Origin of the sequence: Pontibacter rugosus, assembly GCF_042678745.1 — a bacterium.
Taxonomy (GTDB): domain Bacteria; phylum Bacteroidota; class Bacteroidia; order Cytophagales; family Hymenobacteraceae; genus Pontibacter; species Pontibacter rugosus.
The window spans coordinates 1-15,126 of record NZ_JBHTLD010000125.1 but is presented as its reverse complement, the minus strand read 5'-3'; the positions used below and the strand labels follow the sequence as shown (position 1 = coordinate 15,126).

At 48.4% G+C, this 15,126-nt stretch carries 13 protein-coding genes; 6 read left to right on the top strand and 7 right to left on the bottom strand.

All coding sequences use genetic code 11. The annotated features are described in order from the left end of the window. Positions 1-126 precede the first annotated feature (126 nt). Entirely contained in the window at positions 127-2,571 is a 2,445-nt protein-coding gene (locus tag ACFQ2O_RS13585) for a zinc-dependent metalloprotease (protein WP_377528509.1), read from the bottom strand. Between the two features lie 212 nt (positions 2,572-2,783). On the opposite strand from ACFQ2O_RS13585, the gene ACFQ2O_RS13580 reads away from it, so the two are divergent. Genes ACFQ2O_RS13580 through ACFQ2O_RS13570 form a run of 3 tightly spaced genes read left to right on the top strand, consistent with a single transcriptional unit; the run spans position 2,784 to position 4,810 of the window. After that, on the top strand, positions 2,784-3,263 hold the full coding sequence (locus ACFQ2O_RS13580) for a c-type cytochrome (protein WP_377528507.1): 480 nt from the start codon (positions 2,784-2,786) through the stop codon (positions 3,261-3,263). Between the two features lie 2 nt (positions 3,264-3,265). Continuing rightward, the gene (locus tag ACFQ2O_RS13575; RefSeq protein ID WP_377528505.1) at positions 3,266-3,901 is read left to right on the top strand and encodes a 3-keto-disaccharide hydrolase; all 636 of its coding nucleotides are present in this window, start codon (positions 3,266-3,268) and stop codon (positions 3,899-3,901) included. Between the two features lie 6 nt (positions 3,902-3,907). Beyond that, positions 3,908-4,810, top strand: coding sequence for an SMP-30/gluconolactonase/LRE family protein (locus tag ACFQ2O_RS13570; protein WP_377528503.1), 903 nt, complete (start codon positions 3,908-3,910; stop codon positions 4,808-4,810). Between the two features lie 87 nt (positions 4,811-4,897). Here ACFQ2O_RS13570 and ACFQ2O_RS13565 read toward each other — a convergent pair whose 3' ends face one another. Then, on the bottom strand, positions 4,898-5,521 hold the full coding sequence (locus tag ACFQ2O_RS13565) for a class I SAM-dependent methyltransferase (RefSeq protein ID WP_377528501.1): 624 nt from the start codon (positions 5,519-5,521) through the stop codon (positions 4,898-4,900). Positions 5,522-5,631: 110 nt separating this feature from the next. Here ACFQ2O_RS13565 and hutU point away from each other — a divergent pair, with 110 nt between their 5' ends. From hutU to hutG, 3 genes are all read left to right on the top strand, one after another. Further along, positions 5,632-7,335 (top strand): urocanate hydratase, encoded by a 1,704-nt coding sequence (hutU, locus tag ACFQ2O_RS13560; protein WP_377528499.1) that lies wholly within the window; start codon positions 5,632-5,634, stop codon positions 7,333-7,335. Positions 7,336-8,045: 710 nt separating this feature from the next. Further along, entirely contained in the window at positions 8,046-9,284 is a 1,239-nt protein-coding gene (gene hutI / locus ACFQ2O_RS13555) for an imidazolonepropionase (RefSeq protein ID WP_377528497.1), read from the top strand. Next, positions 9,277-10,251, top strand: coding sequence for a formimidoylglutamase (gene hutG / locus ACFQ2O_RS13550; RefSeq protein ID WP_377528495.1), 975 nt, complete (start codon positions 9,277-9,279; stop codon positions 10,249-10,251). The genes hutI and hutG overlap by 8 nt, the downstream gene beginning before the upstream one ends. 428 nt (positions 10,252-10,679) lie before the next feature. On the opposite strand, the gene ACFQ2O_RS13545 is transcribed toward hutG, so the two are convergent. From ACFQ2O_RS13545 to ACFQ2O_RS13525, 5 genes are all read right to left on the bottom strand, one after another. After that, positions 10,680-11,087 carry a hypothetical protein gene (locus ACFQ2O_RS13545; protein ID WP_377528493.1) on the bottom strand — a complete coding sequence of 136 codons (408 nt, stop codon included), beginning with the start codon at positions 11,085-11,087 and terminating at the stop codon, positions 10,680-10,682. 66 nt (positions 11,088-11,153) lie between these two features. Continuing rightward, positions 11,154-12,074, bottom strand: a complete 921-nt coding sequence (locus ACFQ2O_RS13540) for a DUF1835 domain-containing protein (RefSeq protein ID WP_377528491.1) — start codon at positions 12,072-12,074, stop codon at positions 11,154-11,156. Positions 12,075-12,173: 99 nt separating this feature from the next. Next, a complete protein-coding gene (locus tag ACFQ2O_RS13535) occupies positions 12,174-13,052 on the bottom strand; it encodes an SMP-30/gluconolactonase/LRE family protein (RefSeq protein ID WP_377528489.1) in 879 nt (292 codons plus the stop codon). A 62-nt stretch (positions 13,053-13,114) separates the two neighbouring features. Further along, complete coding sequence (locus tag ACFQ2O_RS13530) at positions 13,115-14,227, bottom strand: AMP-binding protein (protein ID WP_377528487.1); 1,113 nt, start codon at positions 14,225-14,227, stop codon at positions 13,115-13,117. Positions 14,228-14,553: 326 nt separating this feature from the next. Further along, complete coding sequence (locus ACFQ2O_RS13525; RefSeq protein ID WP_377528485.1) at positions 14,554-15,015, bottom strand: DoxX family protein; 462 nt, start codon at positions 15,013-15,015, stop codon at positions 14,554-14,556. Positions 15,016-15,126 lie beyond the last annotated feature (111 nt).

The window sequence follows — 15,126 nt, the reverse complement described above, 5'->3', positions numbered from 1 at the left end:
AGTCATTCATGGTAAGAAAGGAGTAGAGTTTGGTCACTTTATCCTTTAACATACCTGGATGGCTTCATCGTTTATAATCGCAACTTGAGTTAATTATAAGACTGGTCTTTTCCTTTGTGCTAAATTTTACTCACACCCCATCACCTCACCACTCCCAATAGGCGAACCAGGCGGGAGGTCTAAGGGTCTGCTTGGCTTCACTTCTTCAGAGAACGGACGGCTTAATCGTTCCATTGCTAAAGCTAAGTGCGCTTGATAGGCATCTTGTTTTATACTCCGCTGTTTGCTTTCGATAAAGCCTTTCAAGTCTTTTAGGGCAGCTGTGGCTACGGCACGTGCCTGATACGAGGCGCTTTCATTATGCGCCAGTGCCTGCAGATGCGTGAGCACTAACTGTTCTGTTTGCAACTGCACAATCTCCTGTAGCCCTTCCTGGTGGCGGCCTTTCCAGGTGTTTTCAATCAACTGCTTAACTACATCCTGCAGGCTGAGGCTGTTGCCTCGGGCTCCCAGTTCAACTAAACGGGAGGCGCGTTCCGGGTGCAGCAAAAACGACAGTGTAAAATCTGCAGAAGCCTCGGCAGCGGCAAGCGGATCGAAGGTAAGGCCGGTGCGTTTCTCAAACAGTTCGCGGCTGCTGCGAAGTCCCGGTGCACGGGGCGGAATGTTGGTGATAATATGCTCTGGCAGCGTGAGCACTTCCGGCGAGATAGTTTTGAGCATGGCATCCAGTGCTTTTTGCTGCTCACGTTTGTCTACCACCTCGGTTACCAGTTGCTTGTCGCCACGCACGGCATACGTATAATTTACGCCGCCAATCAGCTTGGCAACAGCCTCTGTCTGATAGCGGTGGTAGTTGTAAATTGGCACCAGCACATCTTCCAAGGTACTCATGGCTGTGCCAGGCTTGATATTGTTTTCAGAGAAGTTCTCCAGCGCCTTTTCCCTGATGCGCAGCACGTTCAGTAACTCTGTTGTAGCATTAGCGCCATTATCCCATAGGTGCGCGGTAGGGTGTGCGCCTCCCGGAGAGCGGGCATCACGGTCAGAAATAAATAGCAATCCGTCGGCTCTGCCTTTTGCCAATATCTCATCCAGTGCTTTCTGCTCATTTGTTCCTTTCGGGAAGTCCTGGTAACCATACGCTACAGCTACTTTGTCCCAGGCTCCGATGCTGGTGCCGTAGGCGTTGCTAAGGTCGATTTTGCCAGTACGGTCCAGCTTTACTTGTGGGTGCGGGTAATCCATGACAGAGGCATTATTGTTAGCGGCGTAGTTATGCATAATGCCAAGTGTGTGCCCCAACTCGTGCGCTGATAACTGGCGTATACGTGCCAGGGCCATATCCATCATCTTCGGATCAACAGACTTACCATTTTCATAAGGAGCTAGTAAACCTTCTGCAATCATATAATCCTGACGCACCCGCAGCGAGCCAAGTGATACATGCCCTTTGATGATTTCGCCGGTACGTGGATCTGTTACCGAAGCGCCATAAGACCAGCCGCGGGTACTGCGGTGCACCCACTGAATCACATTGTAGCGCACATCCATAGGGTCGGCAGAGTCAGGCAGCACTTCTACTCTAAACGCATCTTTATAACCGGCCGCCTCGAAGGCTTGATTCCACCAGCGGCCACCTTCTACTAGCGCAGTACGAATTGGCTCCGGGGCTCCATTGTCTACATAATACACAATAGGCTCCACTGCCTCAGATACCTTGGCTTTAGGGTCTTTTTTCTGAAGGCGGTGGCGGGCTATAAAGCGTTTCTCAATGTCTTCGCCTACCGGAGTGGCATAATCAAGGTATGAAATTCCGAAGTAGCCGGCACGAGGGTCAGCAGGTCGGGGAGTATAGTTATTGTCGGGTAGCTGGATAAAAGAGTGATGCTGGCGCAGCGTGAGTGCCTGCACGTCTGGTGCTACTTCGCGTACGTAGCGGCCGGCATCTTCGCCACCTGTAAAGGTAAGCATGGCCTCAAACTCGGAGTTCTGCGGGAAGTTTTTGGTACGTGGCAAGTATAAAGCAGAACGACTGGCATCTAGCCTGTAGCTTCCTTGTTTGCTGCGCTTTATACTTCCGGTCACATCATGGGCATCGCGGAGCAGGAAATCGGTAGCATCTACTAATATCTTGTTTCCATCGGCAGCTTCCGCTTTAAAACCCCAAATAATAGACTGGGCAAAGGAGTCTTCCACTGCGCGGCGCTCGTTCGGATTGTCTGATGTGGCGCGGTAGGCGAGGTTAGGCTGCACCAGCATCACTTTAGGGCCTTGCTTGCTAAAGTATACTACTTTGTTGTCGCCCAGCTGCCCACGATCCAGGCCAATGTCGTTAGAGCCAAGCCCAGCTGGCAAAGAGTTAACGTACAGGAACTCCTTATTCAGCTTGTCTATCTCCAGCCATATCTTACCTGTGTCTTCATCATAATAGAAGGTAAAGTAGCCAGGGTAGCGCTTCATGCCTTCTGTTTTAGAGGAGATGGATGGCAACTTTTGGGCAATGGCTGTGCCTGCCAATAGCAGGGGCAGCAGCAGCAGCCACAGGCATTTAGTGAAAGGTGATGTCATTATAAGTTAGGTTTAGCTTTAAGGTTGATGAAGTAAGATAGGAAATTTCTATTGTATTGTAACTTGTGCAGGGGAGTGATTGCTTTTAGCATACAGCCAGATATGGCTTAAGGAGCAGGAGATATACATGAATTTGAAACAGCTAAACGAGTGCTTCAGCAACAAAAAAATCTGCAAATGGTATAGCTTTGCAGGAAACATCAACAGATATCATGAAAATTAAACACGCATTAACTATCCTTAGCAGCTGCGCTATACTTGCTTCGTGTGGCGGAAACAACGAGACTGAGGGGGAGCAATACTATAACCAGGAACAGCGTGAAGCTGCAGCTGAGGGAGGAGACAGTCCGGTAGACCAGACAAAAGTTGGGGCTGATGCCGGTGTAAACGAAATGAACGAAGGTGAGCAATTAAATGCCGAAGGGGCAAACTATGATAAGGGAGCCAAGTTAATCGCTATGTCTGACTGCCTGTCTTGCCATAACGAAGAGCAACGCATCGTGGGGCCATCTTACAAAGAGGTTGCCGCCAAGTATGAATTCAACGACAAGAATGTAGATTACCTGGCAGGCAAAATTATTCAAGGTGGGGCAGGTGTTTGGGGACAGGTGCCGATGACGCCGCACCCGGATTTGAGCCGTGAGGATGCACGTGAAATGGCGAAATATATTCTGGCAGTTCACAAAAAGTAGACATGCAGCAGAGTGGATGGAAAGCTCTGTTTAATGGTAAGAACTTGCAAGGCTGGCACAGCTATGGGCAAGCGGAAGCTGGTGGTGCCTGGCAGGTACAGGAGGGTAGTTTATACTTAAATAAAGCTGCTCAGGCACATAAAGGTCTGCAGGGCGGTGACCTGGTAACTGATGCCTCTTTCAGAGATTTCCATCTGACGCTGGAGTGGAAGATAGCCAGAGGCGGTAACAGCGGCTTGCTTTTTTATGTGCAGGAAGAGCCTGCGAAGTATGAAAAAAGCTGGCAGTCTGGGCCTGAGATTCAGCTGTTGGATAATGCCCTGCATGCCGATGCCATGATTCTCAAGCGTCGTGCAGGTGATCTGTATGATTTATTTTCTGCCTCCAAAGAAACCGCCAAGCCTGCCAGTGAGTGGAACCAGCTTGAACTCAATTGCCAATCAGGAAAATTACAAGTATACCAGAATGGCGTACAAACCATTTCACTTCAGCTTTGGGATGAAAAGTGGCAGGAGTTGGTCCAAAACAGCAAGTTCAAGGATATACCTGGCTTTGGAACATACCGAGCGGGTAGAATTGCCTTGCAGGACCATGGCGATGAAGTATGGTTTCGCGATATCTTTATTCAAGAACTGTGAAATAGCATGGCACCCACTTCACCAAAAGAACAATTAACGGCAGCAGTTATACCTGATACGCAGAGTAGGCTGGGTGAGGGGCCTTGCTGGCACCCACAGGAGCAGGTGCTTTATTGGGTTGATATCGAAGGACATGCCTTGCGCAGGTATAACCCAGCTACAGCTAAAGTAATTGTTTACCCGATGCCGGAGCGAATTAATGCAGTGGCGCCTATACTTGAAGGTGGGCTACTTGTGGCACTGCATAACCGCATCTGCAAGTGTGACATTGCCACCGAGGTGCTAGAGGAAGTGGCTACACCTTTGCATGATGCATCTATCCGTTTTAATGACGGAAAATGCGACCCAGCTGGCAGGTTCTGGATTGGAACGATGGCGCTGGATGTGACACCGGGAACCGCAGAACTTTTCTGCCTACATAAGAACCTAGAGGTGAAGCAGGTGCTACAAAACCTTACCATTTCTAACGGCCTCGCCTGGTCTGCTGATGCTGCAACTTTATACTTCATCGATACACCTACACATACTATCCAAGCTTTTAATTATGATTTAGCTACAGGAGAAATAGGCCAGAAGCGGGAGGTAGTACGAGTGCCTGAAGAAGAGGGCATGCCTGACGGAATGGATATTGATACAGAAGGAAATCTGTGGATAGCGCTGCATGGTGGTGCGGCTGTAGCCTGTTATAATCCTGCTACAGGTGAGCAGTTGCAAAAGATAAAAGTGCCTGCTGTTAACGTTACCTCCTGCACCTTTGGAGGACCTGATTTAGACACCTTGTATATCACCACTGCCCGAGAATGGCTGTCAGAAGAGCAATTAGAGCAGTATCCTTTAAGCGGCAGTATGTTTGAGGTGAAGCCAGGAGTGCAGGGGAGGGAGGTTAATTTCTTTATACCGCAGAGTTAAGTTAAATTGCCTTTAGCCTCTTGCGGTTTATCTAAAAGCGGGGCATGTTCTAACTTGTCTTAGGGGATCATCAATACAACCTTAGCTTTACTTCTTCCGAAGCACCAGCGTTGTCATACTTCGTTCCTGCTCTACCAGCACTGTCTTAAGTGGCTCCAGTAGTTCCGCGTTCAACGTGAAAATCACCTCCCGAATCAGCGCTTCATCTGCCAGAAACCACACCGGGCCATGCGGCATCAGATATTTCCGCTTATTTACCTCCTGCAATTTACCTTCTAAGCCAATGGTGGTGCTGAACCTGCAAAAGAGCATCCCGCCAGGTTTTAATACGCGCCACTGTTCCTGCAGCATCTTTCTGAAATGTGCCTCATCCGCTGCAAAGTGAAGGACAGCCGAGCAAACCACCACATCAAACGTGACATCAGAGTAGGGTAAATCTGCCAGATCGGCTACTGCAAATCGCGCTTTAGGTAAGTCTGGGGCTATATGCGCGGCCATTTGCTGCACTTTCTCAATTGCCTCCACAGAGGCATCTGCTCCCCATACTTCTACACCAGCCTGCAACAAGTACTGTACGTTTCGGCCTGCTCCGCAACCAGCATCCAGGAGTTTCATACCGGGCTGTATGCGCCCTTTCAGAAGCTGGTCGAAGAGGTAAATATCGATGTTGCCGAAAATCTGCTGCAGTTGCGAAAGCGATAGGAGCATCATGTAGATTGACTTTGAACTTTGTTATTGAGGCAATTTATCATGGTTTTGCTACACTTTCTCCTAAAATTTTCGGATACTTGAGTAAAACGACATAACAACGCATACATACTATGAATAAAGCCACCTCAATGCCTACATCAAAACTAAGCAAAGCAGCATTCATTCAGAAATACGCCAACCACCCTACGTACATACCGCCAACAGGGCCAGAGCTAAACGCTAAGAACTGGCAAGCTGAAGCAGCTTTACGCATGTTCCTCAACAACCTGACCGATGAAGTTGCCGAAGCACCTGCCGACCTGGTAGTATACGGAGGTACAGGACAGGCAGCCAGGACACCTGAAGATGCCAGAAAGATCATAGAAGTATTGCTGGATTTGGAGGAGGATGAGAGCTTGCTGGTACAGTCGGGTAAACCAGTAGGCAAAGTGCGCACGCATGCCGAAGCACCACGTGTGCTGATCGCTAACTCAAACCTGGTGCCGCATTGGGCTACCTGGGAGTATTTTAATGACCTGCGCAAGCGTGGCCTGATTATGTATGGTCAAATGACGGCAGGCAGCTGGATATATATTGGCTCACAGGGAATTTTGCAAGGCACGTATGAAACCTTTGCTGCCTGCGGAGATAAGTATTTTAACAGCGACCTGCGCCATAAGTTGCTGGTAACAGGTGGCTTGGGTGGTATGGGTGGCGCGCAGCCTTTGGCCGCGACCATTGCGGGTGCTACTTTCTTAGGAGTTGATGTTGACCCGGACCGTATCAAGAAGCGCCTGGAAACCCGCTACATCGACAAAATGACCTACGATTACGAGGAGGCGAAAGCTTGGGTGCTGGAGGCGAAGGAGAAAGGGGAAGCAATTTCTGTAGGTCTGGTAGGTGATGTAGGAGATGTGTTGGAGCGGCTGATAAAAGACAACATCACTCCGGAAATACTAACGGATCAAACCTCGGCGCACGACCCGCTGAATGGGTATGTACCAAACGGCTTGAGTCTGAAAGAAGCCAAAGAACTGCGGGAGCAGGACCCGGTTAAGTATAAAGAGCTGTCTCTGAAAAGTATGGCGCGCCATGTTGGGTTTATGCTGGAGCTGCAGCAGCGTGGCAGCAAGACCTTCGACTATGGCAATAATCTGCGCGAGTTTGCACAGCAAGGCGGTGAGTCAAATGCTTTTAACATTCCGGGCTTTGTGCCGGAGTACATTCGCCCACTTTTCTGCGAGGGCAAAGGGCCTTTCCGTTGGGCTGCTCTTTCCGGAGACCCGGAAGATATTCGTGTAACCGATGAGGCTTTGAGAGAACTTTTTCCGGAGAATACGCACATGATTAAGTGGCTGGATGAAGCGCAGGAGAAAGTTGCTTTCCAAGGGCTGCCATGCCGTATTTGCTGGCTGGGCATGGGCGAGCGCGAAAAAGCAGGTTTGCTCTTTAACCAGCTCGTACGCGAAGGCAAAGTCAAAGCGCCTATTGTGATCGGCCGCGACCACCTAGACTGCGGCTCTGTGGCCTCACCGTATCGCGAAACGGAAGGTATGAAAGATGGCTCAGATGCTATTTCCGATTGGCCGTTGCTTAACCTAATGTCGAATGCGGCAGGCGGTGCCACCTGGATTTCTTTTCACCACGGTGGGGGAGTAGGCATTGGCTACTCACAACACGCAGGTATGGTGGTATTAGCGGACGGTACAGACCGTGCAGAGCGCTGCCTGAGCCGCGTGCTCCACAACGATCCCGCCATGGGCATCTTCCGCCATGCTGACGCTGGCTACGAAACTGCGCAGGAAAATGCCAGGGATTTTGGGTTGGAGTTGTAGGAAATAGCATTGAGAGTAGGTTAGTAGGATGTGCTGTAACCGATCCAATCACTCCTAACTCCTCCTTGTGTAAGGAGGGGAATCGTTCAAAGCTCCGTAAGCAGAAGCTACCTGAACTGTTCCAGTACTTGGGTGGGGGTAAGGGCCCTCGAAAAGCGCGCCTTGTATGTTTCGGGTGCCGCGGGAGCGGCAGCTGTTAGGCAGGAAGGCTACACAGCGCGATGCCCTTGTCGAGGGTCCCTACCCCAGGATGAGGCCACGCTCATATAGGCCCCCTACCCAGCCGAGAGCGCTCCAAAGCAAAAGGTGAAACGAATAGGTATATGTGAGCTGGAGGATGAACGGGTGCTAGGAAGAATAGCTTGGTTAAAGATGCTACGAACAGAGGCTGTGGAAGTATGGCTGAGGCTGTACAGGTGTGGCTCTGTGAGCCAGTAGAGCTGAAAGCTCTACACCATAGTAGGCACTAGCTGCAAGCTAGCGCCAGCAGGGGAATGACTGCCTCTCTTCAAATATAGTTGTACATGTATAGCAGAGACTAAGCAAGTATGGCTTTTAAAGCCAGTTAAGTTACAAACTCAACACCATCAAAAGACACGAGTTAGAAACTCGCACCAGTAGTGTAGAAGCAGACACTAACGCACGAGGCAAGCTAAATGGTTATCTAAGGCGCAGCTGAGTACTATCAATACAAAAACATTATCAAAACTATGAACAACCAAATAACCCTCATCGGTCCCTTCAGCCAAATCCTGACAATGGCAGAACTGCCAAAAGCAGGTGCTATAAAAGACGAGCAGCTACACGTGTTGGAGCGAGCAGGTGTGCTGGTGCAGGGTGAGCAGATAGTTAAAGTAGGAAGCTACGACCAACTGCAACATGAGGCAGTAGAGCAGAAGTATAAACTGGAGCTGATACAGGAGCCCATGGTACTGCTGCCAGGCCTGATTGATGCACATACCCACATTTGCTTTGGCGGTAGCCGCGCCAACGATTACGCCATGCGTGTAGCAGGAAAATCATACTTGGAAATAGCCCGAAGTGGCGGTGGTATATTGGATAGTGTGCGCAAAACACGTGAGGCAACTATGGTTGAATTAGTAACCTTGCTCAAACAACGCTGCGACCGTCACTTGCACGAAGGCGTAACCACCTGCGAAGTGAAAAGCGGTTACGGTCTCACAGTAGACGAAGAATTGAAAATGCTGGAGGCAATCCAATTGGTGAATAAGCATCACAAACTGGACCTGGTGCCAACCTGCCTGGCAGCGCACATGTTGCCTCCCGAGCATTCCGACGCGAAGCTATACTTGCAGGAAGTACTTACAGAGCTTTTGCCGCAGATACAAGAGCAGGGCTTGGCAAAGCGGGTAGATATTTTTGTAGAAGAGACAGCTTTCAAAGAAGAAGAGTCGGTTGAGTACTTGCTGGCTGCCAAAGAAATGGGTTTTGATGTGACAGTGCATGCCGATCAGTTTAGCACGAGCGGCAGTAAAGTGGCGGCTGAGGCCGGTGCCATCAGTGCGGACCACCTGGAGGCAAGCGGCGATGAAGAAATTGAACTGCTGAAAGCTGCTGGTGTGGTGGCAACCGTTTTACCGGGTGCCTCGCTGGGTTTAGGTATGCATTATGCACCGGCACGTAAAATGCTGGATGGCGGCCTTTGCCTGGCTATTGCCACCGACTGGAATCCGGGTTCTGCACCAATGGGCGATTTGCTGATGCAGGCTGCCATACTTGGCGCTGCTGAAAAACTAACGACTGCAGAAACACTGGCTGCTATCACAGCCCGTGCAGCTGCGGCTCTTAACTTATCAGACCGGGGTTGTGTAGCAAAAGGAAAACTGGCAGACATGATTGCCTTCCCGACAAGCAACTTCAGAGAAATTCTATACTTACAGGGTAAACTTAAGCCTACAAAAATCTGGAAAAGCGGCAAGCATGTATAAATCTGCAACAAAAGAGAATTGGAAAGGAAGAGTGGATGCCCATGATGGCGACCTCGGGCTGCGCTGGCATCAGGTAATTCAATTGCTGGATTTATCACAGGAAATACCTGATGTACCACCCAACGAGACAGCCTTTGCCTTCCTTGGCTTTTGCTGCGAAGAAGGCGTGCGGCGCAACCAGGGCAGAGTAGGGGCAGCAGCAGGGCCTGTAGCTTTGCGTGGAGCTATGGCTTCGTATGCGCATCACCTGCCGGAGCATGTAAAGTTGTATGATGCCGGAGACGTTATTTGCTCAAATTCTAACTTAGAAGAAGCACAGGAACAGCTGGGTAAGAAAGTTGCCCAGCTTTTAGCGCATGGCTATCGGCCATTGGTGCTTGGCGGCGGACACGAAATTGCCTACGCGCATTATCTGGGTTTAGAAAAAGCCGTAGAACAGCAACGGCTAGGCATCCTTAATTTTGATGCTCACTTCGACCTCCGTAGCTACGCGCAGCAGCCAAGTTCTGGCACACCCTTTCTACAAATAGCAGACAGGCTGAAGGCAAAAAACAAGCCTTTCAAGTATAAAGTGCTTGGCCTGCAGGAGTATGGCAACACCCGTGTCTTGTTTCATACGGCGGAGCGCCTGGGGGTGCAATACACCTTTGCAAAAGATGTGCAGCTGTACCGATTAGAGCAACTAAAGCAGGAGCTGCAGCAGTTTTTGCAGGAGGTGGATCAGGTTTATATTACCGTAGATTTAGACGTGTTCTCAGCAGCCTATGCACCCGGTGTAAGTGCCGTTAACGCCATGGGTCTTCATCCGGAGATAGTACTTGAACTGTTAAGCTATGTGGTACAGAGCGGCAAACTGTTGAGTTTAGATATCGCTGAACTAAACCCTACATTAGACATCGACAACAGAACAGCAAAGCTGGGAGGTGCCCTACTATATGAGGTGGTGCGGGCGTGGCAGAAAGAATAAGCAGTCACCCTATTTGTCTAGGTGTACTTTTGCTAAATCAAAATCCAACGTATACATGCTATATAAGCCAACAATCAGCTTCTCTGATAAGCTAAGTACTCAGGCAAATTTATTGTCATCCTAAAAGGATCTTGTTGAAAGATTGCCCCTTTCCACGCAAGTTGCAAAAGCCTAATCTCAGGGGGGAGAGGCACTCTTCTTCTACCAAACTCCTTTCAGAATGACAGGTATTAACTATACTTAAGAGCATGTTTAAATTTCGTTTTTTCAAGCGAAAGCTGAATAGAAAGGGTTCTGGCAAAGCGGTTTTATAGCTTCATAGCAGCGCTATGGGGCGAGAAAAGCGTGAAGTCAGGTTCCTTTACAGGCAGCTTGCAGCGCAAAGGATGAATTTTAAACTTGCTCTAAAGGTGATTTCCTCTCTAAACTTATTTCACCTTAAACTTGGTCCAGTAAGTAGTATCGCTGGTTTTTACTTCAACCAAGTAAGTATCAGGTTTAAGTTTGCCTAGCTGATACCGCCAGGAGTTGCGTTTGCCTTTTATAGTTACAGGCTTTTGATACACCAGTTTGCCTGCTGTATTTGTGATGTTCAGCAAAGCATTCTCCTCTAAGGGCTGTGTAAAATCCAGTTGATAGTTGCCCTTTTTAGAGGGGCGTAAATGAATGCCGGAAAGTGTCTCCATGTCTTTCTCCAGGGCTTCCTCCAGGTTATCAACCCCAATCAAAACATGCTCCTGCGCCTGTGTAGGAATGGCTGTGGTTTGTGCATTTGATACAGTAGCAAAAGCTAAGGACAAGGCAGCAGCCATTGCAAAGGTATAGTTTCTCTTCATCTCTGATCTCCTGTAAAATTAATTGCGTGTATACCTGCTACTGCATTTTTGGGGCCAGTTTTCATTTTAAGCGATCTGATGTATTGAATTTGTGTCGTTGTTAAAGCAGAACCTCAATTTCTTGTTCACCTCTACACCGCCCAGCCAGTGCGCTTTTGGCTTAAACGAGGCAAGGCCATGCAATACTCTGTCACCGAAGAAGCTAAGCTTTAGTGGTGCTGTTGATTGGATCAGGTCTGGTTGCAAATAGTCGAGGAGTTGTTTTAGCTGGCTGTCACCATAGCCGTAGCCGGGGTCATGTTTCCAGAATGCCTGCATGAGCTCTTCTATAGTGGTGGCACCTGCCTGTACAAATTGTAGTAAAGCACGTTCCGGTTCTCCAAGTCCATCAGAACAGGCCGGAAACCGTTTTAAGTGTAGCGTTAACGCCTGCTTCAGGTAAGGTAGTGCCATAGGAACCTGTTCTAAGTATGACTGCAGTGCAACTAAGTCTGGAGAAGCATAAAGCTCCCATAGAACCTGTGCCTGCTGCAGCGCATCAGCTTGTACAACCTGCCTTTTTTCCATTAGCTGTGCAAGCTCATCCGGCTTCAGAAGCGCAATCTGACTACCAGGTGCGGGCGTGCAAACGGAAATAATTCCTGCTCGGTTCTGGCTTAGGTGTTGCAGCAGGTATAGCAGGTTTACCTGGCACATTAGGTCAGCATCAAACCAAAGCACTATTTCAAAAAAGGAACTGCTCGTTTCGTTTAATTTTTCCACAACGTCCAGTACCTTTTCTTTATACTTGGGCGCAGACTCTCCAAACGTTGTTGTGATATAGCTTTGCCTGGCTTGCCAGAAAGCGGGTGCGGGCAAAGTAACAGGCACCGGACCTTCAGAGAGTATCTCACGCCAAATCAACACCTGGCCAGCTAAGTTTGTGCTCTCAAATGCAGGAGCAGAGGCATCTCCGTTCAGGATATGAAGTGTAGGCAGTTTTTTCATCAGCTCCAGTATACGTTGCTTTAAAAGAGAAGGCAACTGTTACATTGAAAATGCTTACAGCTGCCTTGCCTCATATACTAAATTATAGCACCTAAGTGCTTACTTGGTGCTTAGCCTGTAAGCTACCACGCGGTTATCATTAAAAGTAGGAACAAGCACTAAACCTGGTCGCTCCGCGTAGCTGATATCAGCTGAATTTATATTTTTATCGGCTGTGTTGAGCAGGCTCCATTTCTTTTCTCTTTCATCGATGTAGAATATCTCTCCTGCCCAGCTCGACACCAAATAGCCACCTCCTCCAACGGCTGCAATACCGTCTGCTGATTTAATGCCTTCTACCCATTTAGAGAACTCTTTGGTATCGGGGTCCAGCAGCCTGACGTCGCCGTTGCCTGAAAAAGCAACTATCATTCTGTTTCCTTCTATAAAGAGGCCGTTCGGTCTGCTGATTTTTGTATTATCGACCCAGCTGCTGATTCTGCCATTGCGCAACACGTAGATCCTGTTTTCTTCTGTATCAGTTACATACACATTGCCATCTCCATCTACGGCTACATCGTTTAGCATGCGGGCGCGGTCTGCTTTATAACGGCCAAGTATAGCGCCTGACTGCGTAGAGATAGCAATTACTTCGTCTATATCAGCTACGTAAAGTACATTGTTGAACAAGGCCATGCCATGTGGATCATTCAAACCAGTTACCCAGTATAGCTGCTGCACCTCACCCTCGGTAGAAAGCGTGGAAATAAAGCCATCGCCGTCTTTACGCGTGCGCGTGTCTTTATTAATATTACTCACATAAATAACGTTACGCTGTGGGTCGTAAAGCGCTGACTCAGGAGTTTTTAAGGTATTGTCAGATGCCCAGGCCTGCTTCAGTTCTACCGGTGCTCTTTCCGTAAATAAGCCACCACCGCAGCTGCTGAGACCAAGTATAAAAGTCAGAGCGCATAAACCTGTCAGTATATTCTTTTTCATGTATAGCTGTTGTTGATTTATAGTTTGTACGCGTTAGTACCCTGGCTGTTCTGTTCTGGTGCTTAATCGGTGAACAGGCCCAGTTTCTGGAGCGTGCGCTGCCTTGATAGTTTACCTGTGGATGTCTCGGTGAAGCCAGGGCTATAGTATACTTCTTTCGGCATTTCAAATTTTTTCAGCAAATCACTCATGCGGGTAAAAAGCTCCTTTTCGTCCTGCTGTGGTAACGGAGCACCTTCTATAATTAACACAATCCGGTCGCCGAGCACCTCATCTGGCTGTGATGCAATAAAGAAACGCGGAGGGTTTTCCATACCGATCATGGCCGTTGCAATAGCCAGTTCTACGGTTTCTACCTGCACTTTTACACCACCAGTATTAATGGTATTATCAGCGCGGCCAAGCCAGCGGAAGCGGGTAGGGGTGAGCAGTTCAACGATATCGTTTGTTATGAGCGTTTCGTTGTTGGTGATGTCTCCTTTTATCGTGAGGCAGCCGCGCTTATCTAACCCTACCTTTATATCATCCAGCACGTTATAATACGCTGCTGCATCAGCACCGTTTAGCTTACGAAGTGCTATGTGAGAGGCTGTTTCGGTCATGCCATACGTATGGTAAACAGGGGCTTTGATTTGCTGGAGCTCTCTTTGCTGAGTTGGGGTGAGTGGGGCGCCGCCAACTAATATGCCCTTCATGCTGTCTAGTTGCTGCAGTCGCTCAGGCGTCTCGCTCAGGATGGCATGTAACTGCATGGGAACAAAAGAAGCAAACTCAATTTTATGATCATTGCCCACCAGCGTTAGCGGATTTCCAATAGGCTCAACTATAATCATTTGCAGATCTGCCAAAAAGCCCCGAATCAGCATCATCATACCCGCTATGTATTCTGTGTTAAGGCAGATAAAGGTGCAGTCGCCGGCTTGCAACTGTAGTAGTTTTACTGTGCGCCGGGCACTTGCCTCGAGTTGCTTTCGGGTAAGGGTTATGGTTTTGGGTACACCGGTTGATCCGGAGGTTTGAATAGGAAACTCCTGAATGCCGTTTAGCCAGTTGCGGCAGAATTCCAGCGTATTACTCTCATACCCATTCAGCGGAATGCTGTTGCGGAATGAATACTCAGAGATCTCGTCGTAATAAAATTTATTGCCGTTAAGGGTCAGGTACTGTTCAGCCATAGTCTAATTGTAGTTTCTCATCTCCTTGCGCTTTAGCCTGATAAACGAGAAGGTGTGTCGGATATTAGTTGCCGTTGCTTTATAGGAGTACGTGCTGTTGCAAAATTGGGAGCAAAGCAGCTTTAAAACAAACAAAGCAGGCAAAGGATTTTCGCCTTTGTCTGCTTTGTTCAAATATTTAGCTGGACAGGAATTATAATGTCTCACAATTCCTGGTGCTGCTAACAAACTCTAAAAAGGAACATCAGGTGCTCTGTGCTTTGCCCTTGATAGGCTGGTAGCCCCTAAGTCTTTTCTGGACGCTAAAGGTTATTTGGCAGTAGCTTTTACTCCTGCTCTGTGTGGCGTTTCTGGCGCAGCAGTTTATTATCAACAGAATATCGTCCCGGCCCTACAATCATAAAAAACAGCAGCAGCCCTAAAACAAGTATAGACAACCACAGTTCTGTATTCTCAATATGCAAGCCTTGTTGTGGGTTTACTATCAGGACCGCACCAAGTACAACTGGCATCTGGCAAAGAATAGCCAGCCTGGTCAGGCTGCCGGACGCAATCATCAAACCGCCAATAATGTGTACTAAACTGGTAATCATCGAAGCTTTCTTAAGGCTGATCACATCCTGGCTCTGGCTGAACAGGTAAAACACATCGCTGGTGTGCTCCAGAAACATGATACCTTTTATAAACAGGAAAATACCAAGTATAATCCGGAGCCCGTCCATCCAGACAGGGTTATTGGCACTGTTGATACGCTCGGAGGAGTGGTTGATTTCGTGGGTTAGATTCATGGCTTAAGGAGTTAAGATGAAACATGTGCAGATTTATATATACGGGTGCTTATTAATACTCGGACAAAAAATGTTCTATAAATTTATTAGCCAATGATTTGCCTTCTTTTT

What these genes read in the sequence shown, in the direction of transcription:
- ACFQ2O_RS13575 (WP_377528505.1), top strand. Translation starts at nt 3,266, where the DNA reads ATGCAGCAGAGTGGATGGAAAGCTCTGTTTAATGGTAAGAACTTGCAA.
- ACFQ2O_RS13565 (WP_377528501.1), bottom strand. Translation starts at nt 5,521, where the DNA reads ATGATGCTCCTATCGCTTTCGCAACTGCAGCAGATTTTCGGCAACATC.
- ACFQ2O_RS13540 (WP_377528491.1), bottom strand. Translation starts at nt 12,074, where the DNA reads ATGAAAAAACTGCCTACACTTCATATCCTGAACGGAGATGCCTCTGCT.
- ACFQ2O_RS13585 (WP_377528509.1), bottom strand. Translation starts at nt 2,571, where the DNA reads ATGACATCACCTTTCACTAAATGCCTGTGGCTGCTGCTGCTGCCCCTG.
- hutG (WP_377528495.1), top strand. Translation starts at nt 9,277, where the DNA reads ATGTATAAATCTGCAACAAAAGAGAATTGGAAAGGAAGAGTGGATGCC.
- ACFQ2O_RS13535 (WP_377528489.1), bottom strand. Translation starts at nt 13,052, where the DNA reads ATGAAAAAGAATATACTGACAGGTTTATGCGCTCTGACTTTTATACTT.
- ACFQ2O_RS13525 (WP_377528485.1), bottom strand. Translation starts at nt 15,015, where the DNA reads ATGAATCTAACCCACGAAATCAACCACTCCTCCGAGCGTATCAACAGT.
- hutU (WP_377528499.1), top strand. Translation starts at nt 5,632, where the DNA reads ATGAATAAAGCCACCTCAATGCCTACATCAAAACTAAGCAAAGCAGCA.
- ACFQ2O_RS13545 (WP_377528493.1), bottom strand. Translation starts at nt 11,087, where the DNA reads ATGAAGAGAAACTATACCTTTGCAATGGCTGCTGCCTTGTCCTTAGCT.
- ACFQ2O_RS13580 (WP_377528507.1), top strand. Translation starts at nt 2,784, where the DNA reads ATGAAAATTAAACACGCATTAACTATCCTTAGCAGCTGCGCTATACTT.
- hutI (WP_377528497.1), top strand. Translation starts at nt 8,046, where the DNA reads ATGAACAACCAAATAACCCTCATCGGTCCCTTCAGCCAAATCCTGACA.
- ACFQ2O_RS13530 (WP_377528487.1), bottom strand. Translation starts at nt 14,227, where the DNA reads ATGGCTGAACAGTACCTGACCCTTAACGGCAATAAATTTTATTACGAC.
- ACFQ2O_RS13570 (WP_377528503.1), top strand. Translation starts at nt 3,908, where the DNA reads ATGGCACCCACTTCACCAAAAGAACAATTAACGGCAGCAGTTATACCT.